Origin of the sequence: Kitasatospora sp. NPDC051164 (genome assembly GCF_044455625.1) — a bacterium.
Classification (GTDB): Bacteria; Actinomycetota; Actinomycetes; order Streptomycetales; family Streptomycetaceae; genus Kitasatospora.
In genome coordinates this window covers 100,057-120,175 of record NZ_JBITFB010000006.1, presented here as the reverse complement: position 1 = coordinate 120,175, position 20,119 = coordinate 100,057, and the positions used below count along the sequence as shown (strand labels likewise).

Sequence of the window (20,119 nt, the reverse complement as noted above, 5' to 3'; positions counted from 1 at the left end):
TGCCTTTCCGTGCTTTCCTGTGCCTCCTCGCGCCTCCTCGCGTCTTTCTGGCTCCGCCGCGTGGCGGGTGGGAGGACGGTCAGGCCTTGGCCGGGACGATGGACTGCGCGTGGTGGAACACCTCCTCGCCGTCCCAGTACGCCTTGGCCCGCTGCAGCCGCGCGTAGTTGTCCTTGTAGTACAGCCGGGGGTAGGCCGGGTCGGGCTGGTTGGCCGTGCCCAGGTCGACGTCGGGGTAGTTGACGTAGGCGCCGTCGGTCGCGGTGTCGATCTCCGGAATGCCTCCGGTCTCCCGGTAGACGTCGCGGTAGAAGCCGCTCAGGTAGGTCAGGTGGGCGGTGTCCTCCGCGGGATCGGTCCAATAGGTCTGGTACTGCAGCTTCATGACCGAGTCGCGCTGCGGGACGGCGGTCTCCTCGGGCCGACGGGTGTTGATCCGGCAGCCGTAGGAGTCGATCTGGACCAGCGTCTTCGAGAGGTCCGCCCCCTCGACGTCCCGCACCAGCCAGTCCCAGAAGGTGGCGATCTGGGCCGGGCCGAACGGCTCCCGGTGGTAGGCGGACTTGTACTTGCCGCGCTGGTTGTCGCCCGAGGAGTTGAGCGTCATGGTGGCCTGGAACCACGGCAGTTGGCGTCGCTTCTCCGGGTACGGCAGGAACAGTCCGCCGGCGGCGCGGGTCTGGACCACCGAGCGGGTGGCCATCCCCTGCTCGACGGCCGCCACGAAGGCGTCGAGCGGCGCCGGGTCGTCGCCGTCCCACTGGCTGAACAGGACGACGTTCCCGTTGGAGTGGTGGGTGAGTTTCAGGATGGCGAACAGCCCCTGGTACACGGACTCCTGCGGGCCGCTGTGCTCCGCCATGAAGGTGCCGAAGTTGCGCACCAGGGTCTCGAAGTCGGCGGGCCGCTCGAGCAGTTCGGCCCACGGCCAGGCCACGCTGCTGAGCCAGACCCGGGGCGGCGGCTGGGGTGCCTCCGTCGCGAAGTGGTAGCGCAGCACCACCCCGAAGTTCCCGCCACCGCCGCCGGTGTGGGCCCAGAAGAGGTCCTGCTCCGGCGAGCCCTTCGCGTCGTCGCGGTGCGCCTCCGTCACCACGGCGATGCCGCCCCGGACGGTGACCACGTCGACCTGGACGAGGTGGTCCACCGTGAGCCCGTGCCGCCGGGAGAGCAGACCGAACCCGCCGCCGCAGATGTGCCCGCCCGCACCGACCGAGTAGCAGGACCCGGCGGGCAGGGTGACGGCGTACTCCCGGAACAGTGTGGTGTAGACGTCCCAGTTGGTCGCGCCGCCCTCGACGCAGTAGGTGGGCCGGCCGAACTTGTCCGTCGAGGCGGCGACGCCGCGCATCGTGCTGAGGTCGAGGATGACGCCGCGGTCGTTGTCGACGAAGCCCTCGTAGCAGTGCCCGCCCCCGCGGACCGTGGGCCGCAGTCCACGGTCCAGGGCCCGGTTCAACTCGGCGACGGCGTCGGCCTCGTTGCCCACCAGCCGGATGTAGGCGGGGCTGCTGCTCCACCGCTGGTTGAAGCCCTGGCCGAGCGTCTGGTACCGGGGATCGCCCGGCAGGATCGACCGCCCCTTCGGCAGTTCCCTGGGCACTCCGCCGGCCGCCGCCGCACTCATGGAATCGACGGTGATCCCGGCTGCCGCCGCGCCGGCACCGCCCAGGAATCCCCGCCGGGAGGATTCGCCCTGCATGCTCCGTCCCCACTTTCTCGATTCGAGAGAAGCCGGCTGGCCGCACGCTAACACGGGCATTCGGCGGTGGGAAATAATTTATAAAAAGTGTGACAGTACGTCATTTTCGGTGACCTATCCGAATGCTGACGCCCGGCGCCCCAGCGAACGCCATTGTCAGTGGCATCGACTACGGTCACCGACAACTCGACGGAACCCGCTCCCCTGGAGGTTCGATGACGATCTTCTTTCGCTTTCCCCGCGCGCTCCGGGAACTCGGCCGGAAAACACGGTTGTGGTGGCCGGCAACACCGCCGACCACCACAACCGTCGTCTCATCCGTCAGGCGCCCGAGGGCCGGACCGTCAGACCGCCGGGAAGATCTCCGCGTCCGGCTTCAGCAGCTGGCCCGACTTCGGCGCGGTGCCGTCCACCAGGTAGCGGGTGACCAGACCGTTCAGCGCCGTGCTGCGGCCGACGGCGCAGTGCTCGATCGAGTCGACGCTGACCAGCACGGCGTTGCCCAGTTCCTGCTGCATCCGCTGGGCGAACTTGTACTGGGTCGCCGGGTCGTAGAGGTTGCCGATGACCATCACGGTGTTGGAGGTCTTCTTGTTCCACGGGCCGGAGAAGCGCTCGGCGTCCCGAGCCGGGGCCGGCCAGCTCGCGCACGCGGGCGCGTCGAAGGCCTGGTAGCGGCCGAAGGTCGGCGACTCCTGCTCCCAGGCCTTGGCCACGTTCGCGAACACCCGGTCGTTCGACGGGTACGGCTTGTCCTGGCAGTTGACGCCCATGTAGGAGTCGTCCGCGGTGTACTCGGAGTCCACCGGGGCCTCCCGCAGCGCCCGCGGCACGTTCACCGAGAGGAGGTTGGCGTCCTCCTCCGCGACGTTCGCCTTCGGCGCCAGCAGGGTGGCGGCGCTCGACTTCTGCAGCACCTGGTAGGTGGCCTGCAGCGACTTGGCCAGCGGGGCCAGCTTGGCCTGCGAGTACAGGGCGCCGGCGACCTCGCTGGTGAAGCTGCTCAGCGTCACCTGGGAGCCGTTCGGCAGCGTGATCGGGCTGGTCCGCAGGTGGTCGCGGAGCCCGTCGAACTTGGCCCGGGTGTCGCCCTCGCCGAACGCGCAGCGCGGGGCACCGGCCGTCTGGCAACGCTTCAGGAACTCGTCCAGGGCCAGCTCGAAGCCGCCAGCGCGCTGACGGTCGTACTCCAGGCCGTTGTGCAGGCGCAGGTTCGGGTCGACGTTGCCGTCGATGATGATCGCGCGGACCTTGTTCGGGTACATGTTGGCGTACGTCGAACCGATCAGGGTGCCGTAGGAGAAACCGGCGAAGGTGAGCTGGGCGTCACCGACGGCACGGCGCATCCGGTCGAGGTCGCGCACCACGTTGATGGTCGACATGTGCTCGATCAGCGGGCCCGCATTCTTGCTGCAGGCGTCCGTGTAGTCCTGGTCCGCGTCCAGCGTCTCGTTGACCTCGGCCTTGGTGACCGGCACCGCGACCATGCGGTTGTTGACCGCGTCGGCCTCTTCCTGGGTCTTGAAGCACTTGAGCGGGTTGCTCCGGGCCACGCCACGGGGGTCAAAGCCGATCAGGTCGAACTTGGACTGCACCTCGGGGCCGAAGCGGCTGGTCGTCGCCCACAGGTAGCCACTGCCGCCCGGGCCGCCCGGGTTGAGGAACAGCGAGCCGATCCGCTTCGACGGGTCGCTCGCCCGCCGCCGCATCATGGCGATGCCGACCTTCTCGCCCGACGGGTTGTCGTAGTCCAGCGGCACGGGGTAGACGGCGCAGTCATAGATGCCCGGGTCCGGCTTGCTCGGATCGGGGTTGCACGGCGTCCAAGCGACAGGGTCGACCTTCGCCTCGGCCAGACCCGGGGCCTGGTCGATCGGCGCCGCCGAGGCGGCGACGGCGGAACCAGTGACAAGGGCGAGGGCGCAGGCGACTGCTCCGGCCATCGTGGATATGCGGGACAAGGAACCTCCTTGGTAAAGGGCTGCCCCAGACTGTCAGCCGGAGATCTCCGTGTGAAGACCTCGGAGCAGCGGAATATTGTCCGCGCATCATGCCGAACTCGGCGGAATATTCTGTGAATGAACCAACTTGACGGCTGATTGACCTGACGGTCAGTCATTTTGCCGCCGATCCTCCAGACCCTCTCACCCGACGGCCGGCCCGGCCGAGTCGGGTCAGGTCGCGGGTGGCGGGTGGCCGGTGGGACCCGCGGCAGGGGCGCCCCTATTTCGCGATCGGCTGCGCCAGGTTGTCCTCGGCGACCACCTGGTAGACGGCGTTCAGCGTCGGCGGGCCCACCAGGTCCTTGATCCGCCCGAAGCGGCGCTCCTCGACCGGGGTGAGCCGCTCCATCCAGGCCTGCATGGACTCCGGCCCGTGGTCGCCCTCGATGAGCGCGATGGTGATGATCTCCCGCGAGTCCTCCAACGCGGTGGCACTGATCACCCGGGTGCGCGGGTCGTCCGGGAACACCTCGTCCGGGATCCACGCCTTGCGGAACTCCCCGTACTCCACACCCTCGTTGAGCTTGCGCACCATGACGGCGACGAGCTGCATGACATCCTCCCCGGACTTCGTTTCTTGCAGTGCAAGAAGTTGACGTCGAGTATTCTTTTCTTGCACTGCAAGAGTTGTCAAGGTCCCACCGGAGCCGCCCCGGTGACGCCCGGAGCCCAGGAGGAGCAGATGCCGAACCGGCGCACCCGCCCGAGAACGGGCCTGACCCGCGAGAAGATCATCGACGCCGCCCTCGCCTACGTGGACGAACACGGCCTCGCCGCGCTCTCCAACCGCAAACTCGGCGCGGCACTCGGCGTCGAGGGCATGACGCTCTACCACTACGTCCCCAGCAAGGCCGCGCTCCTCGACGGCATGGTCGAGCGCCTGCTGGAGCTGTCCGCCGGAGACCTCTTCGCCGAGCCCAGCGGCCCGTGGACCGAAGTCGTCCGCGAATTCGCCGTCGAACTGCGCCGACTGCTGCTCGACCACCCCGCCATGCTCACCGTCCTGGCTACCCGCCCCGCCGCCACCCCCAGCGCCCTCGCCCTACTGGAACGCGGCATCACCGTGCTCCACGAGGACGGCGTCCCGCTCGGCGACGCGCTCGACATCCTCAACTCCGTCGTCCGATGGACCATCGGGCACACCCTCGGCGAGGTCGGCGAGACCCCCCACCACGAGGGCACCGAGCCCGAGCCCGAGCAGTTCGCCACCCTGGACCGGAACACCTACCCCCAGCTCGCGAAGGCCTTCGCCACCGGCGAAGGTCTCGACTCCGAGCAGTGCTTCCAGCGCACGCTCCGCATCCTGCTCGCGGGCTACGCCGCCGAACTGGAGCCCACCCGGGAGAGGCGGTCGTGACCGGCTAACTCCCGCTCGCCCCGCGCAGGGCGGCCGCCACCAGCCCCTCGATCTCGTCGGCTCCGGGCTCTCCCCCGCCCACCAGGCGGTCGAAGACCAGGCCGTCGATGCAGGCGAGCAGCGTGCCGGTCCGCCCATCGGGGTCCGGCGCGCCCCGCTCCGCCAGGAAGGCCCGGACGGCGGCGCGCCCCGCGTTCTCCCGCGGCACGAGGATCTCCCGCAGCTCGGGATCGCGCACGCTCTCCACCGCGCACGCGTACCGGGCGAGCGATCGGCGCCGCCCCTCGCCGCTCAGCCGACGAAGCATCAACTCGCGGATACCATCGACCAGTTCCTCCACCGAGCGGACGGGTACCGACTCCCCCATTACCTGCAGCTCCCCCTGGTCCAGCTCCACGAGCCGGCGCACCAGCGCGGTGAGCAGCGCCTGCCGGGTCCGCAGGTAGGCCGAGGTGGTCCCCACCGGCAGCCCCGCCGCCGCGTCCACCGCCCGGTGCGTCAGCCCCCGCACCCCCAGGTCCGCCAGCACCCCGATCGCCGCGTCCGCCAACACCGTCCGCCGATCCGGCCGCCCCTGCTCCTCATCTCGCCGCATCCCCCCTTTCTACCGGCAGCAGCCCCCGGACCACCCACCGGCACCAGCGGCTCAGCCCCTGCCCAGCTGCCTGGAAACCACGGCCCACCAACCGCTCCCGAGCAGCCGGCCTCCGATCGACCCACCCCCACCGGACGGCACACCCCCTGCCCGACCGCCTCGTCCGCCGCGCCCACCCCGCCCAGCCCACCGGTCACTTCCGACAGCCCCAGGCCCAGGCCCGCGCTCGGCGCGCCTCCACCTCCAGCCCGGCCACACGCCGGCCGGAGGGCGCCGAGTCCCTGCGAAGCGCCGAGGCATCGGGGTGGAGGAGAGTACGGACGGGTGGCCGGGGCCGCGATGCCGCCGGGGTGATCGGCCCTGCGGAGTGCGGGGCAGGGCGAGCGGGGTGGGAGCTGTAGCGGGCCCCTCCGGCCCCAAGCCCGCATAAGCCCGTAGTACGGTCCTTCTACAGCTGTAGAAACCAACTGGGAGACACGGGAGGACCGGGCATGGGTGGCAACAGCGCGGTGGTGGTCGGGGGCGGGATCGGCGGGCTGGCGGCCGCGATCGGGCTCCGGCTGGCGGGGTGGGGCGTGACCGTGGTCGAGCGGGCGGCCGTTCTGGACGACGCGGGGGCCGGCATCTCGCTGGCCGCCAACGGGATGCACGCGCTCACCGCCCTGGGCGTCGGCGAGGCGGTCGGGGCGGCCTCGCGCCGTCAGTACACCGGCGGCACCCGTACGCCGGACGGCCGCCGGCTGGCGGCGATGGACGGGCAGGCGCTGGAGCGGCAGCTGGGCGCGCCGATCGTGGGCATCCGGCGCGCGGACCTGCATCGGATCCTGCGCGAGGCGCTACCGGCGGAGTCCCTGGTGATCGGCGCCGAGGTGACCGATGTGGACACCACACATCCCTCCCGGGTCCGGGTCACCGCCGGGGACACCACGCTGGACGCCGACCTCGTCGTCGCGGCCGACGGGATCAACAGCCGCCTCCGGCACCGCCTCTTCCCCGCCCATCCCGGGCCGGTGTACAGCGGTTCGACGGTCCTGCGGGCGATCACCGAGCGCCCGATCGACGGGCTGACGGCCGACTTCGAGCTGACCTGGGGCCACGGCGCCGAGTTCGGCCACATCGCTTTCCCGGACGGTACCGCCGAGTGGCACGCCGTCGTCAACGCCCCGGCCGGGCTCCGCTACCGGGACCCGCTGACGGAGGTCCGCCGCCGTTTCGCGCGCTGGCACCAGCCGATCCCCGCGCTCCTCGCCGTGACCCGCCCGGAGGCGGTGCTGCACCACGACGTGAACGAGCTGGTCACCCCGTTGCCCTCGTACGTCGCGGGTCGGATCGCCCTGCTCGGCGACGCCGCGCACGCCATGACGCCCCACCTCGGCCAGGGCGCCTGCCAAGCCCTGGAGGACGCGGTGACCCTCGCGGCCGCGCTCGCCGAGGTGCGGATGGTCGAGGGGCGGTCGATCGAGGGTGCGCTCGCCCGCTACGACGCGGTGCGCCGTCCGCGCAGCCAGACCGTCGTCCGCGATGCCCGGCGGGCCGGCCGGATGGGTCAGCAGCTCGCGAACCCGCTGGCGGTCGGTCTGCGCAACACCGCGATCCGGCTGACCCCGCCGGGCGTGATGGTTCGGACCGTCCTGAAGCACGCCGACTGGACGCCGCCCCGGATCACACCCCGCGCCGTCTAGGATCTCGGCACCCGCGGCCGGCCCACAGACGCTCGCCGGGTTGCCGCAGTCAACGGGTGTCGGCGCGGCCGGTGGCAGCGACGGTGGCGCCCGGGCCGGTCACGGCCAGTCCTCCCGTGCCGCCGATCAGCACGCTCGGTCCCGGGATGGCGGACAGGAGAACGGACACGGCGCAGAGGGCCAGGAGCCGGCGAGGACTCATCATGCGCGGGATCGTCTCCCGCGCACAGTCGATCGCTCCCCAGCGACTTTCGGCCCGGAATCGCCGATCGGGGCTTGACGGGAAACTAATGAGGCGCCATATTACTTTTCGTGACGCAGCACTCCGAGCCCGACCCCGGCGCCCCGACCCTCGATCAGGCCCGCCGCCAGATCGCCCGCTACGGCCTTCCGGCCGACCCGCAGGCGGTTCTGGTCGCGGCCCGGCTGATGACGGCGGGGGCGCGGATCGGTCAGGCCGGCGAGGTGCATTTCGGCCGCTTCGGGCTCTCCACCGGCCGCTACCGCCTGCTGGCCGACCTGGAGGACCACGGCGGCGAGAAGTCGCCATCCCAGCTCGCGGCGAGCCTGGGCGTGTCCCGGGCGACCGTGACCGGCCTGGTCGACGGCCTGGAACGGGAGCACCTGGTGGCCCGCCGCCCGTCGACCGAGGACGGGCGCGGCAATGTGGTGATCCTGACCGCGCGCGGCGCGGACAAGTTGCGCGACCTGGCGCCCGAGCACTTCGCCCGGATGCAGGCGATGGTCGGTGGCCTCTCCGTCGAGGAGCGCGCCACCTTCCTCGATCTGCTGGCCCGGGTGGTCGCGGGCATCGACGCACTGACCGCCGACTGAGCACGAGCCGGCCACGCACCGGCCGCGACCGGCCGCACATCGACCCCGCACATCGACCCCGCACCAACTACCGCACCCCAGGCGGGCCCCGGACGGCCCGCCTCCTCTCAACCCCATTAGTTAGGCACCTAAGCACAAATAATTAGGCGCCTAACCGGTTCCACCGGAACCGCGAACCCGAAGGTGAGACAACCCATGAGCAAGAAGGCCCCCGGCGCTCCGCCGCCGTTCGTCCTGTGGCGCGAGGTCCTGGCCGCCTACGCCATGCCCGCGGTGATGGCCGGCCTCGGCGGAGCCGCCACCCGACAGCAGCCGCTGGTGGTCGCCGCCCTCACCACCATCGGCGGCACCTCGGCCCTCGTGGCCGCCGTGCTCGGCGCCGTCCTGCGCCGCCGCCCGGTCCGCGCCAGGCCCGCCCGGACGCCTCGCGCGCTGGCGGCAGCCGTCCTCGGTCTGGTCGCCGCCGCGCTCGGCCTCGCCGTCGGCCTGGCCGCCGCGCGCTGGCTCCCGCACGTCCCGATCCTCGCCGACAGCTCCTGGCCGCACCGGCTGCCGGTCGACCTGCCGGTCTCCTCCGCCATCGCCGCCACCATCACCACCTGGCGCTGGCGCGGCAGCCGCCGCATCCGCGAACCGCAGCAGCACTTCCACACCGCACCCCGACCCGAAGGACAGACGACATGATCGTCATCATGGGCGCCGCCGGCGCCACCGGCGGCGCCACCCTGCGCAGCCTCTCCGCCCTCGGCGCCCCGAGCCGCGCGCTCAGCCGCGATCCCGCCCGCCTCGCCGCCGGGCTGGACGAGCGGACGCTCGCGCAGACCGAGCCGTTCCCGGCCGATGCCGCCGACCCGGCGTCCCTTCGCACGGCCTTCCGTGGCGCCGACCGGCTCTTCCTCACCATGGCCAACAGTCCGGATCAGGTCCGGTACGAGCTGAACGCGATCGACGCGGCCCTCGACTGCGGGGTGGGGCACATCGTCAAGGTCTCCGCTCCCGCCGCCGAGCCGGACTCCCCCGTCGCGGTCTCCCGGGGCCACCACCTGATCGAGGAGCGCCTGCGGTCCTCCGGCGTCACCACCACCGTGCTGCGTCCGTACGCGTTCATGCAGAAGCTGCTGCTCCTGGCGCCCGGCATCGCCGCCGCCGGGGTGGTGCACGGCGCGACGGGGCAGGCGCGCTGCAACTACGTGGACGTCCGGGACATCGGCGACCTCGCCGCCGACGTGCTCACCCGCGCGGAGCCGGCGGCCGGCAGCTATCCGCTCACCGGCGGGCGGGCCTACAGCCACCCGGAGCTCACCGCGCTGCTGGGCGAGCTGCTCGGCCGGCCGGTCCGCTACGTCGACCTCTCTCCGGCCGAGCTGCACGGCCACCTGGTCGGGCGGGCCGGGATGCCGGACTGGCTCGCCGCCCACGTGGTGGAGATCCAGCAGCTCGCGGTGGTCCGCCGGGAGACGCCCGACGACGCCTTCACCCGTGTCACCGGGCGCACTCCGCGCACACTGGAAGCCTTCCTCCGGGAGCACCTGCACCGCTTCCGCTGACCGTCCCGACCGGGTGGCGGGCCCGGACCGGCCCGGGCCGCGGGGCCGAAGAGCTCCGGAAACGGCCGAAACGCCGGGCCCGCCACCCGAAGGGAGCAGTATTCGCTGTGGTGTGGATCACGATCCGAAATCCGGTCTGACGATCCGTCAATTCGACTGATTCACCGTCACATCAAGCCCAGATGGCCCCAGTTGTCGACTGATGCTTCGTCAGATTCTTTCACTCTCGGCCGAGTTGGGTCGAGTTGGGTCGAGCGCGGCCCCCTACGCCGCCGGTCAACCGGAGCTACCATCGGTCGGGTTGTCCGCTCCGGCCCCGGAGTGGGGTCACGCGGTTACGGCGAGTGCTCCCACCGCCCCCAGGGGCCGGACATCGATCGGAACGGGGCGAGGACGAGGAGCGCACGGGCTGCCATGACAGCTGAACCGAGCCAGCCGAACGAGCCCAGCCGGCCGCAGCAGATCGCCGCGCCGTCGCGCGCCCTGTTCCCGGGCCGCCCGGCCGCCGCGCCGCGCACCCTGGTGGACGTCCTGGACGCCACTGTGCGCGCCCACCCCGACGAGCCGGCCCTGGACGACGGCCGCACCGTGCTCAGCTACCGCGCGCTGGCCGCCGAGGTCGAGCAGCTGCGCCGCCGGCTGGCCGCCGCCGGGATCGGCCCGGGCGACCGGGTCGGCGTGCGGGTGCCCTCCGGCACCAACGACCTGTACGTCTCGATCCTCGCCGTGCTCGCCGCCGGGGCCGCCTACGTCCCGGTGGACGCGGAGGACCCGGACGAGCGCGCCGAGCTGGTCTTCGGCGAGGCCGGGGTCGCCGCCGTGCTCGGCGCCGGGCGCGCCCTGACCGCGACGGTAGAGCCGACGACCGCGCGCGACCGCCGCCCCACCCCCGCCGACGACGCCTGGATCATCTTCACCTCCGGCTCCACCGGCAAGCCCAAGGGCGTCGCCGTCACCCACCGCAACGCCGCCGCCTTCGTGGACGCCGAGGCCGCGCTCTTCCTCCGGGACGAGCCGATCGGCCCGGGCGACCGGGTGATGGCCGGCCTCTCGGTGGCCTTCGACGCCTCCTGCGAGGAGATGTGGCTGGCGTGGCGGCACGGCGCCTGCCTGGTGCCGGTCCCCCGCTCCCAGGTCCGCAGCGGCGCCGACCTCGGCCCCTGGCTGGCCGAGCAGGAGATCACCGTGGTCTCCACCGTCCCGACGCTGGCCGCGCTGTGGCCGGCCGAGGCACTCAACGAGGTACGGCTGCTGATCTTCGGCGGCGAGGCCTGCCCGCCCGAGCTGGTGCAGCGCCTGGTCACCGAGGGCCGCGAGGTGTGGAACACCTACGGCCCCACCGAGGCCACCGTGGTCGCCTGCGCCGCGCTGCTGACCGGCGACGGCCCGGTGCGGATCGGCCTGCCCCTGGACGGCTGGGACCTCGCCGTGGTGGACGAGGCCGGCGAGCCGGTGGCTCCCGGCGGTACCGGTCAGCTGGTGATCGGCGGCGTCGGCCTGGCCCGCTACCTCGACCCGGAGAAGGACGCCGAGAAGTACGCGCCGCTGTCCTCGCTGGGCTGGGAGCGCGCCTACCGCAGCGGCGACCTCGTCCAGGCCGACCCGGCCGGTCTGCTGTTCCTCGGCCGCACCGACGAGCAGATCAAGCTGGGCGGCCGCCGCATCGAGCTCGGCGAGGTCGACGCGGCGCTGCAGGCCCTGCCCGGTGTGGCGGGCGGGGCCGCCGCCGTCCGGACCGCGCGCGGCGGCAACCAGCTGCTGGTCGGCTACCTGGTGGTCCAGGACGGCTTCGACCGTGAGCGGGCCGTCGAGCGGCTGCGCGCCGAACTGCCCGCCGCCCTCGTCCCGCTGCTCGCGACCGTCGAGACCCTGCCCACCCGGACCTCCGGCAAGGTGGACCGCAACGCCCTGCCCTGGCCGCTGCCCGAGCTGGAGGCCGCCGGACCGACCGAGCAGCTGTACGGCACCGAGGCCTGGCTGGCCGAGCAGTGGTCCGAGATCCTCGGCATCACGGTCGGCGGCCCGCGCGACGACTTCTTCGCGATCGGCGGCGGCAGCCTGGCCGCCGCCCGGCTGACCACCCTGCTGCGCAGCCGCTACCCCAGCGCGGCCGTCCTCGACATCTACCAGCACCCGACACTGCGCAAGCTCGCCCGGCACCTGGAGGGCACCGCCGCCGAGAGCGTCGAGGCCCGCACGGTGACCCTCGTGCCGACCAGGGCCAAGCTGCTGCAGCTGCTCCTGCTGATCCCGCTGTTCACCGTGGTCGGCCTGCGCTGGACGGTCGCCCTGCTGGCCGCCGGCAACCTGCTCACGCACCTCGGGGACTATCCGTGGGCGCCCACCGCCTCCTGGTGGTGGGTCGGCGCGGGCGCGCTCGCGCTGTACACCCCGGCGGGGCGGCTGGCGGTCTCGGCGGGCGGTGCCCGGTTGCTGCTGCGCGGCCTGCGCTCCGGCAGCCACCCACGCGGCGGCGCGGTCCACCTGCGGCTCTGGGCGGCCGAGCGGCTCGCCGAGCTGAGCGGTGCGACCTCGCTGTCCGGCGCCTGGCTGGTGCGCTACGCCCGTGCGCTGGGCTGCAAGGTCGCGCCCGACGTGGACCTGCACTCGCTGCCGCCGGTCACCGGGATGCTGAAGCTGGGCCGCGGCTGCGCGGTCGAGGCCGAGGTGGACCTGTGCGGCTACTGGCTGGACGGCGACCGGCTGCTGATCGGCCAGGTCAAGGTCGGCTCCGGCGCCGTGGTCGGCACCCGCTCGACGCTGCTGCCCGGTGCCCGGGTCGGCAAGCGCGCCCAGGTCGTGGCTGGCTCCAGCGTCACCGGCCAGGTGCCGACCGGCCAGCGCTGGGGCGGCGCGCCCGCCGTCAAGCTGGGCCGTGCCGAGCGCACCTGGCCCAAGGAGCGCCCGCCGCGCCGGGCCCGCTGGGCCGCGATGTACGGCGCCGGCGGTGCCGTGCTCGGCCTGCTCCCGGCACTGCCGGCCCTCGCCGGGCTGGCCGTGTTCGCCCGCTTCGTCCACCAGGGCGACTCCCTCGGGCCCGCGCTCGGCGGCGCGCTGCTCGGCCTGCTGCCGGCCACCCTGGCGTACGGCGCGGTGTACGCGGCGCAGCTTCTGGTGCTGGTCCGGCTGCTGAGCATCGGCCTGGTGCCCGGGCTGCACCCGCTGCACGGCCGGGTCGGCTGGCAGGCGTGGACGGTCACCCAGCTGATGGACCGCGCCCGGGAGGTGCTGTTCCCGCTCTACGCCGGGCTGGTCACGCCGCTGTGGCTGCGGGCGCTCGGGATGCGGGTCGGCCGGGGCGCCGAGGTGTCCACGGTGCTGGCGCTGCCCAGCCTGACCACGGTCGGGGACGGCGCGTTCCTGGCCGACGACACCCTGATGGCGCCGTACGAGCTGGGCGGCGGCTGGGTGCGGCTCGGCGAGGCGAAGGTCGGCGAGCGGGCGTTCCTCGGCAACTCGGGGATGACCGCGCCGGGCCGGTCGGTGCCCAAGCGCGGCCTGGTGGGCGTGCTGTCGGCGACGCCGGCTAAGGCGAAGAAGGGCGGCTCGTACCTGGGCATGCCGCCGATGCGGCTGCCGCGCTCGGCGGACCGGGCCGACCAGAGCCTGACCTACGAGCCGCCGGCCCGGTTGCTGTGGGCGCGCGGGCTGGTCGAGCTGGCCCGGGTGGTGCCGGTGCTGGCCTCGGGGGCACTGGGCCTGCTGACCGTGGCGGCGCTGTCCTGGCTGGCCGCCGGCTCGCCGCTGACCGCCGCGCTGCTGTCGGGCGTGGTGCTGCTGGGGGTCGGCGCGGTGGCCTGCGTGGTCGCGGTGGCCGCGAAGTGGCTGCTGGTCGGGCGGTTCCGGGCGGTGGAGCACCCGCTGTGGAGCGGTTTCGTGTGGCGCAACGAGCTGGCGGACACCTTCGTGGAGATGCTGGCGGTGCCCTGGTTGGTCGGTGCGGTGCCGGGCACGCCGGTGCTGAACCTGTGGCTGCGGGCGCTCGGCGCGCACGTCGGGCACGGTGTCTGGTGCGAGAGCTACTGGCTGCCGGAAGCGGATCTGGTCACCCTCGGCGACGGGGTCAGCATCAACCGGGGCTGCGTCGTACAGACCCACCTCTTCCACGACCGGATCATGCGGATGGATACTGTGGTCCTCCGCGAGGGCGCCACCCTGGGCCCGGGCGGCATCGTGCTGCCCGGCAGCACGGTGGGCGCGCGCAGCACGCTGGGCCCGGCTTCGCTGGTGATGCGCGCCGAGTCCGTCCCCGACGACACGCGGTGGCTGGGCAACCCCATCGAGGCGTGGCAGACCACGTCATGACCACCCGTCCCGGCCCGCAGGAAGCCCCCGTCCCCGTGAAGCCCAAGCACGCCCCGGCGGCCGCCGGCGCCCCGGACCCGTACTTCCCGACCAGCGGCGACCACCGCTACCGGGTGCACCGCTACGAGCTGACGCTGGACTACCGGCCCGGGCCCAACCGGCTGGCCGGTTCGGCCCGGCTGAGCGCGGTGGCGGACACGGTGCTGGCGGAGTTCGCGCTCGACCTGGCCGAGTTCCGGATCGGGCGGGTGCTGGTCGACGGCCGGGCCGCCCGCTACACCCACCGCGCCGGCAAGCTGCGCATCCGCCCGGCCAAGCCGCTCGCGGCGGGCGCGGCGTTCACCGTCGAGGTGCACTACACCGGCAACCCGCGCCCGGTGCGCAGCCCGTGGGGCGGCCTGGGCTGGGAGGAGCTGACCGAGGGCGCGCTGGTGGCCAGCCAGCCGGTCGGCTCGCCGTCCTGGTTCCCGTGCAACGACCGGCCCGCCGACAAGGCGACCTACCAGATCGCGGTCACCACGCCGTCCCCGTTCACCGTGGTGGCGAGCGGCCGGCTGCTGACCCGCACCACCCAGGCGTCCAGCACCACCTGGGTGTACGAGCAGAGCGCGCCGACCTCGACCTACCTGGTGACGGTGTCGATCGGCCACTACCGGCCGGTGCCGCTGGCCGCGCGGCCGGCCGTGCCGCAGACCGGGTACGTGCCGGAGCGGCTGGCCACCGGGTTCGCCCGGGACTTCGCCCGGCAGCCGGAGATGACGACCTACTTCGGCGAGGTCTTCGGGCCGTACCCCTTCGGCGAGTACGCGGTCGTTCTCGCGGACGAGGAACTGGACGTCCCGGTGGAGGCGCAGGGCATCGCCACCTTCGGCACCAACCACCTCGGCGGCGGCTGGGAGCGCGAGCGGCTGATCGCTCACGAGCTGGCCCACCAGTGGTTCGGCAACAGCGTCACGATCGCCGACTGGCGGCACATCTGGCTCAACGAGGGCTTCGCCAAGTACGCGGAGTGGCTCTGGTCCGAGCACGCCGGCGGCCCGGCCGCGGCCACCCACGCCGCCGCCGCGCACGCGCTGCTGTCCGGGCTGCCACAGGACCTGACCCTCGGCGACCCGGGCCGGAAGCTGATGTTCGACGACCGGCTTTACCAGCGCGGCGGGCTCGTCGTGCACGCGCTGCGGCGGGCTCTCGGCGACGACGCGTTCTTCGCGATGCTGCGGGACTGGACGAGCGTCAACCGGCACGGCGTGGTCGACACCGCCGACCTGCGGGCGCACGCCTCCCGGTACGTCGCCACCCCGCTCGGTCCGCTCTTCGAGGCCTGGCTGGAACGGCCGGAGCTCCCGCCGCTGCCGGGCTGACCGCGCGTCGGGACAGCCGGTCGTCCGGTCGGAGGAGAGGCGGTTTATCCGGTCGGAGGCGGGGCGGTTTATCCGGTCGGAGGCTGGGCCGGGCTGGACTACTGTCCGTCACATGTCGATGAGTTTCGAAGACCACATGACCGACCTGCCCGACGAGTTGCTCCCCACCACCCGCCGCGCCCTGCTGCACCGGCTCGCCGTCGCCCAGTCCGAGGGGCGCACACCCTCGATCGTCGCCGGCGTGGTGCGCGGCGGGCGGCTGGTGTGGAGCGGCGCCCGCAGCATGATCGACGGCCACGCGCCGACCCCGGACGTCCAGTACCGGATCGGCTCGCTCACCAAGACCTTCGTCGCCGTGCTGGTGCTGCGGCTGCGCGACGAGGGCCTGCTCGACCTCGCCGACCCGCTCTCCCACCACCTGCCCGGCACCCCGGCCGGCGGCGCGACGATCGCCCAGTTGCTCTCGCACTCCGCGGGGCTCGCCGCCGAGACCCCCGGCCCGTGGTGGGAGCGGACCGAGGGCTCGCTGCGGCCCGGCCTCGGCGACCTCCTGGAGGCCGAACGTCCGCTCAAGCACCCGGCCGGCCGGCTCCACCACTACTCCAACCCCGGTTACGCGCTGCTCGGCGCGCTGGTGGAGAAGCTGCGCGGCGAGCCCTGGGGCGAGGTGCTGCACCGCGAGGTGCTGGCGCCGCTGGGCATGGACCGCACCACGCTGCTGCCCGAGCACCCGCACGCCGGGGGCTTCGCCGTCCACCCGTGGGCCGACGTCATGCAGCCCGAGCCACTCACCGACACCGGCCTGATGGGCCCGGCCGGCCAACTCTGGTCCACCGGCGTCGACCTGGCCCGCTGGGCGGCCTTCCTCGCCGCCGGCGACGACAAGGTGCTGTCCGCCGACACCCTCGCCGAGATGCGCCGCCCCGCCGTCGCCCCGGAGGACGCCGGGTGGACCAAGGCGTACGGCCTCGGCCTGCAGCTGCGCCGACACGAGGGCCGGTTGCTGGCCGGGCACACCGGCTCGATGCCCGGCTTCACGGCGGGCCTGTGGATCAGCGAGGCCGACGGCCTGGCCGCCTTCGCCCTCTCCAACGCCACCAGCGGTGCCGACGCCGCGCAGCTGGCCGCCCGGTTGATCGCGCTCACCGCCGAGCACGAGCCGCGGCTGCCCGAGCCGTGGCGCCCGCTGAACGAGGTGGACGAGGAGCTGTTGGAGCTGACCGGCCCCTGGTACTGGGGCGCCGCGCCGAACGCCCTGCGGCTGCGGGCCGGCCGGGTGCTGGAGCTCGCGCCGCTCGCCGGCGGCGGCCGCGGCTCGTGCTTCCGGCCCGAGGCGAACGGCACCTGGACCGGCCTGGACAACTACTACGCGGGCGAGACCCTGCGGGTGGTCCGGGGCGCCGACGGCACGGCCAGCCACCTGGACGTCGGCTCCTTCGTCTACACCCGCGAACCGTACGGACCGGCCGACGCCGTTCCGGGCGGCGTCGACCCGGCGGGCTGGCGGGCCATGTGAGCCGGGTCGGCACGTGAGCCGGGTGGCCCGGGTGGGGTGACCGCGACCGCGGGGGCGTACGGTGCAGTCGCACGCCCCCGTTGTCCACCCCCTGCGAACGAGCGCCCGGTGCCGGGCAGATGACCGGCAGGCCACGGGTGGTCCCATTCAACAGGTGCACATCTGCGCTCCGCCGTGCCGCAACGTGGATGCCAACCGACTCGGAGAGACATACCGAGACCGGTTCGCGTCCATGCCCAACCACCTGCGGACCGGGACGGTGCCCTGGCGATCCACGGCACCGCCGATCGTGCTGCCCTGGAGGGTCCGCCATGACCACCGTCCCCACGTACACTCCGTCCGCAGTCGCCCCCGCCCACGACACCCCGGCGGTCCCCGCCCCGCGCCACCGGCCCGCGCCGGTGTCCGCGTCCGCCCCCGCCGCCTCCCTCACCACCCGCGCCTACACCGTCTCCCTCGCCCGCGACGAGGACGACGTGCGGGCCGCCCAGCGGCTGCGCCACCAGGTGTTCGCCGCCGAGCTCGGCGCCGTCCTGCACAGCCCGGTCGCGGGCCTGGACGTCGACCCGTTCGACGAGTACTGCGACCACCTCCTGGTCCGCGAGGGCGAGCACGGCACCGTCGTCGGCACCTACCGGCTGCTGCGCCCCGAGGCCGCCCGGCGGGCCGGACGGCTGTACTCCGAAGGCGAGTTCGACCTGTCGGCCCTGGCGCCGGTCCGCCCGGGCCTGGTCGAGCTCGGGCGCTCCTGCGTCCACCCGGACCACCGGGGCAACGGCGCCGCCATCAACCTGATGTGGGGCGGCATCGCCCGCTACCTCGCCGACACCGGCAACACCTGGGTCGGCGGCTGCTGCTCGATCGGCCTGGAGGACGGCGGCGCCACCGCCGCCCGGGTCTGGGACACCGTCAGCGCCAAACACCTGGCGCCGGCGGAGTACCGGGTCGCCCCGCGCCGCCGCTGGGACGCCACCGGTGTGCCGCGCGCCGAGCGGAGTGCGCTGCCGGCCCTGCTCCGCGGCTACCTGCGGCTCGGCGCCTGGGTCTGCGGCGAGCCCGCGTACGACCCGGACTTCCACTGCGCCGATCTGTACGTACTGCTCTCGCTGGAGCGCACCGACCCGCGCTACCTGCGGCACTTCCTCTCCGGGCTGCCCGGCCTGGGCACCGCGGCATGAGCGTCTGGCTGCCCACGGCGACCTGCCGGCCCGAGACCTGCCTGGCCGGCCCCGCACCGCATGTCTCCCACCCCCGGCGGGTGCTGCGGCTGACGGCCTGTCTGGCGGCGGTCGTGGTCGGCGTCGCGCTCATCCCGCCGGTCCGCCTGCTCCCGTACGGCGGCCGGGAGCGGCTGATCCGGCTCTGGGCACGCATTCTGCTCCGCACCCTCGGGGTGACCGTCCACCTCGCCGGGCCCGACGGCGGGCCTGCCGGTGCGGCCGGGGGCGGGGGCGGCGGGGTGCTTGTGGTGGCCAACCACGTGTCCTGGCTGGACATCCCGCTGCTCGCGGCCGGACGTCCGGGCCGGTCGCTGGCCAAGACCGAGGTCCGACAGTGGCCGGTCCTCGGCCGGCTGGTCGCCTGGGGCGGCACCGTCTTCCTGGACCGCGACCGGCTGCGGACGCTGCCGGACACCGTGGCGGCGGTCGCCGAGGTGCTGCGCTCCGGACGCCCGGTGATCGTCTTCCCGGAGGGCTCGACCTGGTGCGGGCGGGAGAGCGGCCGGTTCCGGCCCGCGCTGTTCCAGGCCGCGGTGGAGGCGCGCGCCTTCGTCCAGCCGGTGACCATCCGCTACCGGCTGGCGGACGGACGGCCGACCAGCGTCCCCGCCTTCGTCGGGGACGACGGGCTGCTCACCTCCCTCGCCCGGGTGGTCGCGGCCCGCGGGCTGGTCGCCGACGTGACGTTCCTGCCGCCGATCCCGCCGCCCGCCCGGGCGTCCACCCGGGCGGACGCCCGGCGCGAACTGGCCCGGACGGCGCAGGCGGCGGTGGAAGGGATCCACTGACCGGCCGCCACGACGGCGGCCGGTCAAGCTCGGTGGGCCTCGGCCGACTCCGCCGGGTGCGGTCGCCGCGCGCCGACGGCACCACCCGGGACGGCCCCGGTCGGGCCCGGCCCAAGGCACCCGAGGGCCCCACCGGCTCCCCGGCCGCAGGATAGGCTCGCCGGGCACCCCGGCCCGTACGACCACGGAGGAGTCACCGATGCCCGACACGTACCCCCTCTACGAACCCTACGCGCAAGGCCTGTTGGACGTCGGCGACGGGCAGCGGATGCACTGGAACGCCTCCGGCAACCCGGCGGGCACACCGGCCGCGGTGGTGCACGGCGGGCCCGGGTCCGGCCACAGTCCGGGCGCCCGACGGTACTTCGACCCGGAGCGCTACCACGTCGTCCAGTTCGACCAGCGCGGCTGCGGGCAGAGCCTGCCGCACGCAGCCGACCCGTCGACCGGGATGGAGCACAACACCACCCGTCACCTGATCGCCGACATGGAGCGACTTCGGGAACACCTCGGCATCGACAAGTGGCTGCTGTACGGCGGCTCGTGGGGATCCACGCTGATCCTCGCGTACGCCCAGGCCCACCCCGAGCGCGTGTCCGGGATCGTCATCTGCGGGGTCACCATGACCGACACCGACGAACTCGACTGGCTCTACCGGGGGGTCGGCCGGCTGATCCCCGGGCCGTGGGAGGAGTTCCGGGACTTCCTGCCGACCGCCGACCGCAGCGGCGACCTCCTCGCCGCCTACAGCCGACTGCTCAACAGCCCCGACGAGACGGTCCGACGAGCCGCCGCCACCGCCTGGGCCACCTGGGAGGACGCGGTCATCTCGCACGAGGCCCTGGGCAAGCCGAACGCCTACACCGACCGCCCCTCCGACGCCCTGATGGCCTTCACCCGGATCACCGCGCACTACTTCTCGCACCAGGCCTTCCTGGAGGACGGCCAACTGCTGCGCGACGCCGGACGACTGGCCGGGATCCCGGCCGAGCTGATCCACGGCCGGCTGGACCTCGGAGCGCCGCTCGGCATTCCCTGGAAGTTGACCAAGGCCTGGCCGGACGCCCGTCTGACGGTCATCGACGAGTCCGGGCACACCGGAAGCCCGAGGATGACGGAGGCGGTCCTGGCCGCGATCGAGCGCTTCGCCTGAACACCCGGGATCCGCACGGGCAGTTGGACCGTTCGTCACAAGTGGCCCATTCCAAT

16 protein-coding genes are annotated in these 20,119 nt (G+C 73.4%); 11 read left to right on the top strand and 5 right to left on the bottom strand.

The window, feature by feature from the left end; genetic code table 11:
* Positions 1–79 precede the first annotated feature (79 nt).
* The 3 genes from ACIBEC_RS11085 to ACIBEC_RS11075 all read right to left on the bottom strand — a co-directional run bounded on the left by ACIBEC_RS11085 (position 80) and on the right by ACIBEC_RS11075 (position 4,258).
* The gene (locus ACIBEC_RS11085) at positions 80–1,627 is read right to left on the bottom strand and encodes an FAD-binding protein (RefSeq protein WP_360491231.1); all 1,548 of its coding nucleotides are present in this window, start codon (positions 1,625–1,627) and stop codon (positions 80–82) included.
* Between the two features lie 419 nt (positions 1,628–2,046).
* Positions 2,047–3,663 carry an alpha/beta hydrolase gene (locus tag ACIBEC_RS11080; RefSeq protein WP_360491234.1) on the bottom strand — a complete coding sequence of 539 codons (1,617 nt, stop codon included), beginning with the start codon at positions 3,661–3,663 and terminating at the stop codon, positions 2,047–2,049.
* Positions 3,664–3,925: 262 nt separating this feature from the next.
* Positions 3,926–4,258: a hypothetical protein gene (locus ACIBEC_RS11075; RefSeq protein WP_360491237.1), complete on the bottom strand. Its 333-nt coding sequence runs from the start codon at positions 4,256–4,258 to the stop codon at positions 3,926–3,928.
* A 129-nt stretch (positions 4,259–4,387) separates the two neighbouring features.
* On the opposite strand from ACIBEC_RS11075, the gene ACIBEC_RS11070 reads away from it, so the two are divergent.
* Positions 4,388–5,062 carry a TetR/AcrR family transcriptional regulator C-terminal domain-containing protein gene (locus tag ACIBEC_RS11070; RefSeq protein WP_360491240.1) on the top strand — a complete coding sequence of 225 codons (675 nt, stop codon included), beginning with the start codon at positions 4,388–4,390 and terminating at the stop codon, positions 5,060–5,062.
* A gap of 4 nt (positions 5,063–5,066) precedes the next feature.
* Here the strand turns inward: ACIBEC_RS11070 and ACIBEC_RS11065 are convergent, their stop codons facing one another.
* Positions 5,067–5,657 carry a TetR family transcriptional regulator C-terminal domain-containing protein gene (locus ACIBEC_RS11065; protein ID WP_360491243.1) on the bottom strand — a complete coding sequence of 197 codons (591 nt, stop codon included), beginning with the start codon at positions 5,655–5,657 and terminating at the stop codon, positions 5,067–5,069.
* A gap of 491 nt (positions 5,658–6,148) precedes the next feature.
* Between ACIBEC_RS11065 and ACIBEC_RS11060 the strand changes: the two genes are divergently transcribed.
* Complete coding sequence (locus ACIBEC_RS11060; RefSeq protein WP_360491246.1) at positions 6,149–7,339, top strand: FAD-dependent monooxygenase; 1,191 nt, start codon at positions 6,149–6,151, stop codon at positions 7,337–7,339.
* Between the two features lie 49 nt (positions 7,340–7,388).
* Here ACIBEC_RS11060 and ACIBEC_RS11055 read toward each other — a convergent pair whose 3' ends face one another.
* Positions 7,389–7,544 carry a hypothetical protein gene (locus ACIBEC_RS11055; protein ID WP_360491249.1) on the bottom strand — a complete coding sequence of 52 codons (156 nt, stop codon included), beginning with the start codon at positions 7,542–7,544 and terminating at the stop codon, positions 7,389–7,391.
* A 107-nt stretch (positions 7,545–7,651) separates the two neighbouring features.
* On the opposite strand from ACIBEC_RS11055, the gene ACIBEC_RS11050 reads away from it, so the two are divergent.
* From ACIBEC_RS11050 to pip, 9 genes are all read left to right on the top strand, one after another.
* Positions 7,652–8,173, top strand: a complete 522-nt coding sequence (locus ACIBEC_RS11050; RefSeq protein WP_360491251.1) for a MarR family transcriptional regulator — start codon at positions 7,652–7,654, stop codon at positions 8,171–8,173.
* Positions 8,174–8,368: 195 nt separating this feature from the next.
* Complete coding sequence (locus ACIBEC_RS11045; RefSeq protein ID WP_360491254.1) at positions 8,369–8,857, top strand: hypothetical protein; 489 nt, start codon at positions 8,369–8,371, stop codon at positions 8,855–8,857.
* Positions 8,854–9,720 (top strand): NmrA family NAD(P)-binding protein, encoded by an 867-nt coding sequence (locus tag ACIBEC_RS11040; protein ID WP_360491257.1) that lies wholly within the window; start codon positions 8,854–8,856, stop codon positions 9,718–9,720. The genes ACIBEC_RS11045 and ACIBEC_RS11040 overlap by 4 nt, the downstream gene beginning before the upstream one ends.
* A gap of 414 nt (positions 9,721–10,134) precedes the next feature.
* Positions 10,135–14,025, top strand: coding sequence for a Pls/PosA family non-ribosomal peptide synthetase (locus ACIBEC_RS11035; protein WP_360491260.1), 3,891 nt, complete (start codon positions 10,135–10,137; stop codon positions 14,023–14,025).
* Positions 14,022–15,386 carry a M1 family metallopeptidase gene (locus ACIBEC_RS11030; protein ID WP_396287895.1) on the top strand — a complete coding sequence of 455 codons (1,365 nt, stop codon included), beginning with the start codon at positions 14,022–14,024 and terminating at the stop codon, positions 15,384–15,386. The genes ACIBEC_RS11035 and ACIBEC_RS11030 overlap by 4 nt, the downstream gene beginning before the upstream one ends.
* Before the next feature lie 136 nt (positions 15,387–15,522).
* Complete coding sequence (locus tag ACIBEC_RS11025) at positions 15,523–16,902, top strand: serine hydrolase domain-containing protein (protein ID WP_396287894.1); 1,380 nt, start codon at positions 15,523–15,525, stop codon at positions 16,900–16,902.
* Between the two features lie 311 nt (positions 16,903–17,213).
* Entirely contained in the window at positions 17,214–18,080 is an 867-nt protein-coding gene (locus tag ACIBEC_RS11020; protein WP_360491269.1) for a GNAT family N-acyltransferase, read from the top strand.
* Positions 18,077–18,910, top strand: a complete 834-nt coding sequence (locus tag ACIBEC_RS11015; RefSeq protein WP_360491272.1) for a lysophospholipid acyltransferase family protein — start codon at positions 18,077–18,079, stop codon at positions 18,908–18,910. Before ACIBEC_RS11020 ends, ACIBEC_RS11015 begins: the two co-directional genes overlap by 4 nt.
* Before the next feature lie 199 nt (positions 18,911–19,109).
* Positions 19,110–20,063 carry a prolyl aminopeptidase gene (gene pip, locus ACIBEC_RS11010; RefSeq protein WP_360491275.1) on the top strand — a complete coding sequence of 318 codons (954 nt, stop codon included), beginning with the start codon at positions 19,110–19,112 and terminating at the stop codon, positions 20,061–20,063.
* The last annotated feature ends 56 nt before the right edge of the window (positions 20,064–20,119 follow it).